Here is a 7,106-nt window from a genome sequence, read left to right on the forward strand (position 1 = left end):
GGCCAAGGGCGCGGCCGCTGGCCTCGGCAATGTCGCCAAGACCGGCGCGCAGGCCGCAGGCCGCCGCGCCGCGTCCGGCGCTGCCTCTGCTGGGCAGAAGGTAGCCGATTCCTTCCGGGCCGGATGGAACGGCACGGATGCCGGCGCTACCGGCTCCAGCCAAGCCGCCACAGGCGAAGGGGCAGGCAGCGCACCGAAGCAGGAGCAACCCGCCTGGGCCAAGCGGATGCACCGCCGCCAGCAGATCACCCATGCCGCGACCACCGCTGCCCACACGCTGCGCGGTGGCGACGGCGGTGGTTCGGGCCAAGGCCCGAGCCTGCGCCCCGATGAATGACCCGATACCTGACCACCAAGGAGAACCCCTATGCGATTCAAGCGACCGCAGGTGCGCTATGCCGATACGCCGCAGCCTGCCACTCCGTATCAAGCCGCCACCCAGGTGTGGGACGAGCGCATCGGCTCGGCCCGCGTGCAGGCGAAGAACTGGCGGCTGATGGCCTTCGGCTGCCTGGTGCTGGCGCTGCTGATGGCCGGCGGCCTCGTTTGGCGCTCGGCGCAGTCCATCGTCACGCCCTATGTGGTGGAGGTGGACAACGCCGGCCAGGTACGCGCCGTGGGCGAAGCGGCCACGCCGTACCGGCCCAACGACGCGCAGACGGCGCACCACATCGCGCGCTTCATCACGCTGGTTCGATCGCTGTCCATCGACCCCATCGTGGTGCGGCAGAACTGGCTGGACGCCTACGACTACACCACGGACAGGGGCGCGGCAGTGCTCAACGACTACGCCCGCAGCAACGACCCGTTCGCCCGCATCGGCCGCGAGTCGGTGACGGTGCAGATCACCAGCGTCACGCGCGCGAGCGATGCCTCGTTCAACGTCCGCTGGACGGAACAGCGGTTCGTCAATGGCGCGCCCGCTGGCACCGAACGCTGGAACGCCGTGCTTTCAACCGTCCTGCAAACCCCGCGTACGGAGCAACGCCTGCGCAAGAACCCGCTCGGGATCTACGTCAACGGCCTGTCGTGGAGCCGCGAACTGGATTCTTCCGAAGGAGCCAAGCCATGAACCTGCCTTTCCGCTTTTATGCTTTGCCGTTGATCCTGCTTGCCCTCGCGGGCTGCGCCTCTCAGGGCAAGCCGCCGCCGTCCATCTCGCTCGATGAGCCGGTGCAGGCGCAGCCGCTGTCCGAGCCGCCCAAACCGGTCGAAGTCGTCGCCGTGCCCGAGCCGCTGGCGCTGCCTGCGCAGTTAAAGCCACTGCCGGAGCTGGACGAGGCAGCGACCATGCCGGAGCCGACCGACGAGAAGGTGCGCGTCTCGCGCGCCAATGCAGAAGCGCGCATCGCGCCGACCCGCGAGGGCTACGTCAACGCGATTCAGGTGTGGCCGTATAGCGACGGCGCGTTGTATCAGGTCTATGCGGCACCGGGGCGCGTCACCGTGGTTTCGCTCCAACCCGGCGAGGAACTGGTGACGGTCGCCGCTGGCGACACCGTGCGCTGGATCGTCGGCGACACGTCCAGCGGCAGCGGCGAGGCGCTGCGCGTCAATGTGCTGGTCAAGCCCACCCGCTCGGGCCTGAAAACCAATCTGGTCATCACCACCAGCCGGCGGACGTACCTGCTGGAACTGACCTCGACGGAAAAGGCATGGATAGCGTCGGTGTCATGGGACTACCCGAAAGACCGGATGCTGGCCTTGCAACGCCAGTCGCAGGCCGCACAGACAGCCGCGCCGGTCGATACCGGCCTGGCGCTGGAGAAGATCCGCTTTCGCTACGCGATCAGCGGCAGCAATCCGCCGTGGAAGCCGCAGCGGGCCTTCGACGATGGCGAGAAGGTCTATATCCAGTTCCCACCTGGTATCGCCCAAGGCGAACTGCCGCCGTTGTTCGTCATCGGTGCGCAGGGTGACGGGCAACTGGTGAACTACCGTTTCCGCTCGCCTTACTACATCGTGGATCGCCTGTTCGGCGCGGCCGAACTGCGCCTGGGCGGCGATGGTGGTGATGTGGTGCGGATCGAGCGCACCGACGGCGTTGCGCGGAGGAACTGATCATGAGCCAGGACGACACTCCCGACCTCACCGCGCCGCAGGCGGCGGGCAAGATCGCGCCCGAGGCGGTGGCGCTGCGCGCCCAGCCGCGCCCGGTCACACGCCTGAACCGACGCACGCTGGCCATCCTCACCGGCGGCCTGTCGGTCGCCGTACTCGGCACGCTGATGTGGTCGCTGCAACCGCAGCGGCGTGGTGCTGGTGAACAGACCGAGCTTTACAACGTCGATCGTGTCTCCAAGTCCGAAGGGCTGGATGCGCTGCCAGCGGACTACTCCAAACTGCCGCCGGCCTTGCCGCCCAAGGTGCCCGAGCTGGGGCCGCCGCTGCCGGGCGATCTTGGCCCGGCCATCGTCAAGTCGCAGCAACCGGTGACGGCCGCCTATGCGGCCCCCGGCCACGACCCGAACGATGCGCTGCGCAAGGAAGCCGAAGCGGCCGCGGGTTCATCGGTGTTCTTCCGCTCTAGCACGCAGAAGGCCGCGCCGGTGACGCAGTCGCAGGCCGCCGTCGCGCCGGGCTTCGCCGCCAATGCGGCGTTCGACCCGATGGCTGCCGGGCCAGCCTCAACGGCGGCGCAGCCTGCCGACCCGACGGCGGTACAGAACCGGCAAGACCAGAAAGAGGCGTTCCAGAAAGCCGGAACCACGGAAACCCGTAATTCCGGCAACCTGACGCTGCCGGCTTCGCCGTACCAGGTGATGGCCGGGACGGTGATCGCTGGCGCGCTGGTGACGGGCATCAAGTCGGATTTGCCGGGCGATGTGATCGCCACGGTGACGGAGCCGGTCTATGACACGGCCACCGGGCGCTTCCTGCTGATCCCGCAGGGTTCGCGCATCCTCGGCCGCTACAACAGCCAGGTCAGCTACGGGCAAAGCCGCGTGCAGGTGGTGTGGAACCGGATCATCCTGCCAGACACGTCTTCGCTGACGCTCGACAACCTGGTCGGCACCGATCCGGCAGGCTATGCCGGGCTGGAGGATGGCGTCGATTGGCATTGGGATCGCATTTTCGCAGGCGCGGCGCTGACGACGCTGTTGGGCATCGGCGCTGAGCTGGCCGCGCCGGAGAACCGCCAGGATGGCGACCGCATCATCATCGCCGGGCGCGACAGCGCGCAGGACAGCATCAATCAGGTCGGGCAGGAGATGACCCGTCGCAACATGAACATCCAGCCGACGCTGACCGAGCGGCCGGGCCTGCCGGTTCGCATCATCGCCAACCGCGACTTGGTGCTGCGGCCCTACCAGCCATTGTTCTTCAACAAGGGGACTTCACGATGACGACGCGCAAGCTGCGGCTCGGCCCGCTGCCCAAGACCGAGAGTACCAAGGTCACATTCTCATGCCCGATCGGCTTGAAAGCTGACCTTGATCGCTACGCGGCATTGCATGCGCAGACCTACGGCGAGGCGGTCGATGCGACGACGCTGATCCCGCACATGCTGGAGGCGTTCATGGTGCGAGATCGCGTGTTCAAACGCGGAAAGCCCTAACGCTGCCTATCGCTCACGGCTGTCTTGGCTGCGCGCCCCAAAGTCGCTCGTAATCCGCCCCCCTAGACTGAGGTGGCATCGCCGGCCGTCGAATGAGCACCGGCAGGGGCATCGGCGAGTCGACCCCGACAACAATGGCTTCACCTTGCCCCAGCGTCGGCAAAAAAGCGGCGGCGGAGGCGTCCAAGTTGCCGCAAGCCTTCTCGACAACATTTCTGTCTCGATCATTTATCAATCTATGCACGATGAACATGCCCATCTGACTAAGCACGTCATCGGGAATATCACGAGGGCGCTGCGTTGCGAGCACACAGGTCAGGCTATATTTTCGGCCTTCTTTAGCGATCAGACCAAATGCGTCGAGCGGCGTTTTTGAGAATTCGTCGCCTATGTTTTTATCCAAGAACTGGTGAGCTTCATCGAGTAGCACAACAAGAGGATTTCGACTAAAGCGGCCTTGGCGAGCCAAGCGAAGGAGATAGCGCCCGACTGCATTGGCAACCAGCTCCCTTGTGTTGTGCTCGAATGGTAAGAACTCCATGCTGATCCTCAGGACGCGCTTCGTTGCATCTTGGAGGAATCTATCAATTGAAGCGGTGAGTGGTTCGTCTAAGCGGTTCGGCTGAAAAACGCACGCGAGATGTTGGGAATCAACATCAGAAGATATGCGTGAGATCAAGGTGGTGCAGAAACCCAATTCATTTGCATTGGCGCCACCCCACATGCGTTGCCCTCTATTGCTCGTTGGCCATACGCACTCTTCCTCTATTTGGCGAGCGAGAAGTTGAATATTGAAGTCTGCACCGGTGCTTCCCAGTGCCGTTCCATGTTGAAGTAATGCATTTTCAAAAGGAACTTTCGATTGATCCGCTTTCCTGATTAATCCATCAACTGCAATTCCGGGGGCAAGCTGTGCCAATTTCAGGCTACGCATTGCTTCCCTTAGCTTTGGCACTTGAGCACTGGCACTCGGACGAAACATCGCAAACAAGTCGGTTTCAGAGAACTGGCTATATGGGAAGCTAACGAATCTGCGTGGGTCTCCCGCATCTTCCCGAAGTCCGCCAAGATGGACATGATCTATACCATTCGCTTGCCCCTCGTACTCACCCGTCGCATCGAACAGTATGGCCTTTCCTCCAAGCCGGGCGATTTCCTCGACAAGATGGGCCAAAGTCCAGCTTTTCCCGCCGCCTGTCGTACCTAGAACTGCGCAATGACGCCCGAAGATATGTGCAGGCGGGATCGAAACACTTGTGTTCTGCGCATGCGGGAACACAGCGAGGTGCACCTTGCTTGCCTCTGGCAGACTGGTTCCTTCCACCGCTTGCTTCACAAGTAATGGATGGGCCGAGAATACGTGTTGTCCGATACGGGGATGTATCGGCACTCCCTTCAATGACTTGCCGGCTTCCAGATCTATCGCCGTGAGCAACTGAATGACTCCGAGTGGGTGCGGCGAGATGTTCTGTTCCGCGGTTGGCTCGACGCTGAGGCGATCACGCTCAGGGAGCCGAACCTCAATGACTCTCCCAAGCACGGCGTGTTCCTCGCCTTCAATTACGACGAACTCACCAACTTGGCCGCCTGGGACCGGGAATCCAGCGAAATGTGAACTGGTAGGAGTAGACGCTAGAGGTAGGTTCACTTCCGCGCTAGTTGGCCGTACATGACACACGGTGCCGACATACCGGCTCTGATCGAACGGTGCAATCGTTAGCTTGCTCATGGACGTTCCGTACGGCGGAGACGTTCGATGTGCTGCTCCATGTCGGACTCTGCCGCCAAGTCTGGAACGTAGGAGATGAAGTCCTCAAAACCGCAGTTTATTAGTGCAAGACGGGCATCGCCTGCGTTTGCCAGATCCTTTATTCGCTTCAGATACCTGTTTGTTTCTGCCTCGCCGGGGCCGTTCTGTGCGGCTTGCACCCACGGGGCAAGCCAAGGCCCTACCGTCACGGCCTTTAGGCTCAGGTTTGAGCGGAGGGCCGACATGATTGGCTCAGCGAGGTGGTTGTCATTAAATCCAAAGCCAATCACTACCAACCCAGTATTCGGCTCACGCAGAGCCGCTTGAAATGCCGCAATCATTTCCAGGTATGGCTGTTCAAATGCAAGCTCGTACTTCGAATTTCTTGGGTAGATCAACAGCGGCCTGTCGGTGCCTGGCCATTTGTAGATTTCGCCTGTCGTCTCGTCGCGTGTCCAGTCTATAGATCCATGCAACTTATAGAGATGGAAGACGTTTGGTATAAAGTCCTGTGTGTCACTCTCTTTCGATCGACGTACGATGTCGTAGGTGAAGTGAACCGCATCGAATGTCGGTGGAGATGTGTGCGAGAAGCCGTCTATGACAACATATCGACCTTGCCTGCCTGCTTCTTCAAAGCATCGGTCGTAGTTTGTCGTGAATACTTTCGCGCGGGCCTTTCGATTCGTGCGCCTGGCGGCACGACGAAGGAATTCGGTATGCACCGGAAGTGCATGGTTCGGCCAAACGAAGTTTGTCGCTTGCGCTATCTCTTGTTCTGCTAGCTTGATAAACGAACTGACCAATGTGTGTTGAGGGTCCAAGAGGAAGCTCTCAGCCAAGCGGCAGCGAGACAGCAGGGACTCAATGTCATTGGGCCTGCCGGCGTACCCGACCGTCGTTAGGACTTGGTCAAAGTTGGCCACTCCAGCAATCGCACCTCCGTTTATACGTGCGGAGACTCGATCCCAGAGATCCTTCATTGTTGGCGGTGCACCTCCGCCCGGATGTGGCCTAACGCACATTGACGTGCCGAGCCCCGAAAGCACAACTAGGTTGTTGCATCGGAACAAGTCCGAGACGATTCGCCGCGCCTCCTGTGTTGCGGCATCCGGTTTGGGCTCTTCGCCCGCAACGGGGGGAGCAGGAATCTGAGGCTCTAGCCAGTTGCCCCCGGTGTTTGCACTCAGCACCTTCACATAGTCCCCCTAGTTAGGTAATTTTTACAAGCAATTACACCACGCAAACAACCGCAGTGCCCACACGAAAAGTCACCCTAGCTATGGGCGAGGATGGCTTGACTCATCGCCAGTGATCGGGGGATTTGGGAGGGCAGCGCGGCTCGAAGCTGCCCACCAAAACCGACCTGAAATGTCATGTTCTCTTCAACGACCGTCCCACGAACGCGCAGCCCGAAAAGCTGCGTGCAGGTCATTCTGGAGCACTGGCGTCGATTGGGCTAAGATGACGAAATAAGCCTGCGGTCTGCTGACAAACGTCCTATATCCAGCACGCCCTGGCTTTCCGCCGCAACGCTCTTATGTGGCTCCTAGCCCGCAAAGCCGCAGCCCTGCACAGCGGCTTCAAGTAGAGCTAACCCCATGTCCCGTAGAAGATTTTTAGCCCCTAGCAATTTTAGCTAGGAGCTTGACACAGGCCCTTTTTTGTTCTTCTTCCCTCCTTGGGGGAGCACGCGCTGCAGCAGACGCGGTTGCCGGTGGGGCGAGCGCGGGGCCGCCGTGCCCTTGTGGGCGAATTTCCCCCGGCGTCGGCCTGCGGCCGCCCCCTTCCTCCTTT

6 protein-coding genes and 1 pseudogene are annotated in these 7,106 nt (G+C 61.4%); 5 read left to right on the forward strand and 2 right to left on the reverse strand.

Annotated features, from left to right (window positions below; translation table 11 throughout):
* The 5 genes and pseudogenes from RWO33_RS18135 to RWO33_RS18155 all read left to right on the forward strand — a co-directional run.
* Nucleotides 1-337 (forward strand): annotated as a pseudogene (locus RWO33_RS18135) (P-type conjugative transfer protein TrbL); the annotation flags it as partial.
* 30 nt (nt 338-367) lie between these two features.
* Nucleotides 368-1,072, forward strand: coding sequence for a conjugal transfer protein TrbF (gene trbF / locus RWO33_RS18140; protein ID WP_043549816.1), 705 nt, complete (start codon nt 368-370; stop codon nt 1,070-1,072).
* Nucleotides 1,069-2,061: a P-type conjugative transfer protein TrbG gene (trbG, locus tag RWO33_RS18145; protein ID WP_043549818.1), complete on the forward strand. Its 993-nt coding sequence runs from the start codon at nt 1,069-1,071 to the stop codon at nt 2,059-2,061. Before trbF ends, trbG begins: the two co-directional genes overlap by 4 nt.
* Nucleotides 2,062-2,063: 2 nt before the next feature.
* Nucleotides 2,064-3,347, forward strand: coding sequence for a TrbI/VirB10 family protein (locus RWO33_RS18150; protein WP_043549821.1), 1,284 nt, complete (start codon nt 2,064-2,066; stop codon nt 3,345-3,347).
* Nucleotides 3,344-3,559, forward strand: coding sequence for a DUF2274 domain-containing protein (locus tag RWO33_RS18155; RefSeq protein ID WP_043549825.1), 216 nt, complete (start codon nt 3,344-3,346; stop codon nt 3,557-3,559). Before RWO33_RS18150 ends, RWO33_RS18155 begins: the two co-directional genes overlap by 4 nt.
* A 13-nt stretch (nt 3,560-3,572) precedes the next feature.
* Here the strand turns inward: RWO33_RS18155 and RWO33_RS18160 are convergent, their stop codons facing one another.
* Nucleotides 3,573-5,288 carry an ATP-binding protein gene (locus RWO33_RS18160; RefSeq protein WP_043549828.1) on the reverse strand — a complete coding sequence of 572 codons (1,716 nt, stop codon included), beginning with the start codon at nt 5,286-5,288 and terminating at the stop codon, nt 3,573-3,575.
* Nucleotides 5,285-6,292: an SIR2 family protein gene (locus tag RWO33_RS18165; protein ID WP_241174506.1), complete on the reverse strand. Its 1,008-nt coding sequence runs from the start codon at nt 6,290-6,292 to the stop codon at nt 5,285-5,287. The genes RWO33_RS18160 and RWO33_RS18165 overlap by 4 nt, the downstream gene beginning before the upstream one ends.
* Nucleotides 6,293-7,106: the final 814 nt, after the last annotated feature.

Origin of the sequence: uncultured Stenotrophomonas sp., from assembly GCF_963519925.1 — a bacterium.
Classification (GTDB): Bacteria; Pseudomonadota; Gammaproteobacteria; order Xanthomonadales; family Xanthomonadaceae; genus Stenotrophomonas; species Stenotrophomonas maltophilia_AE.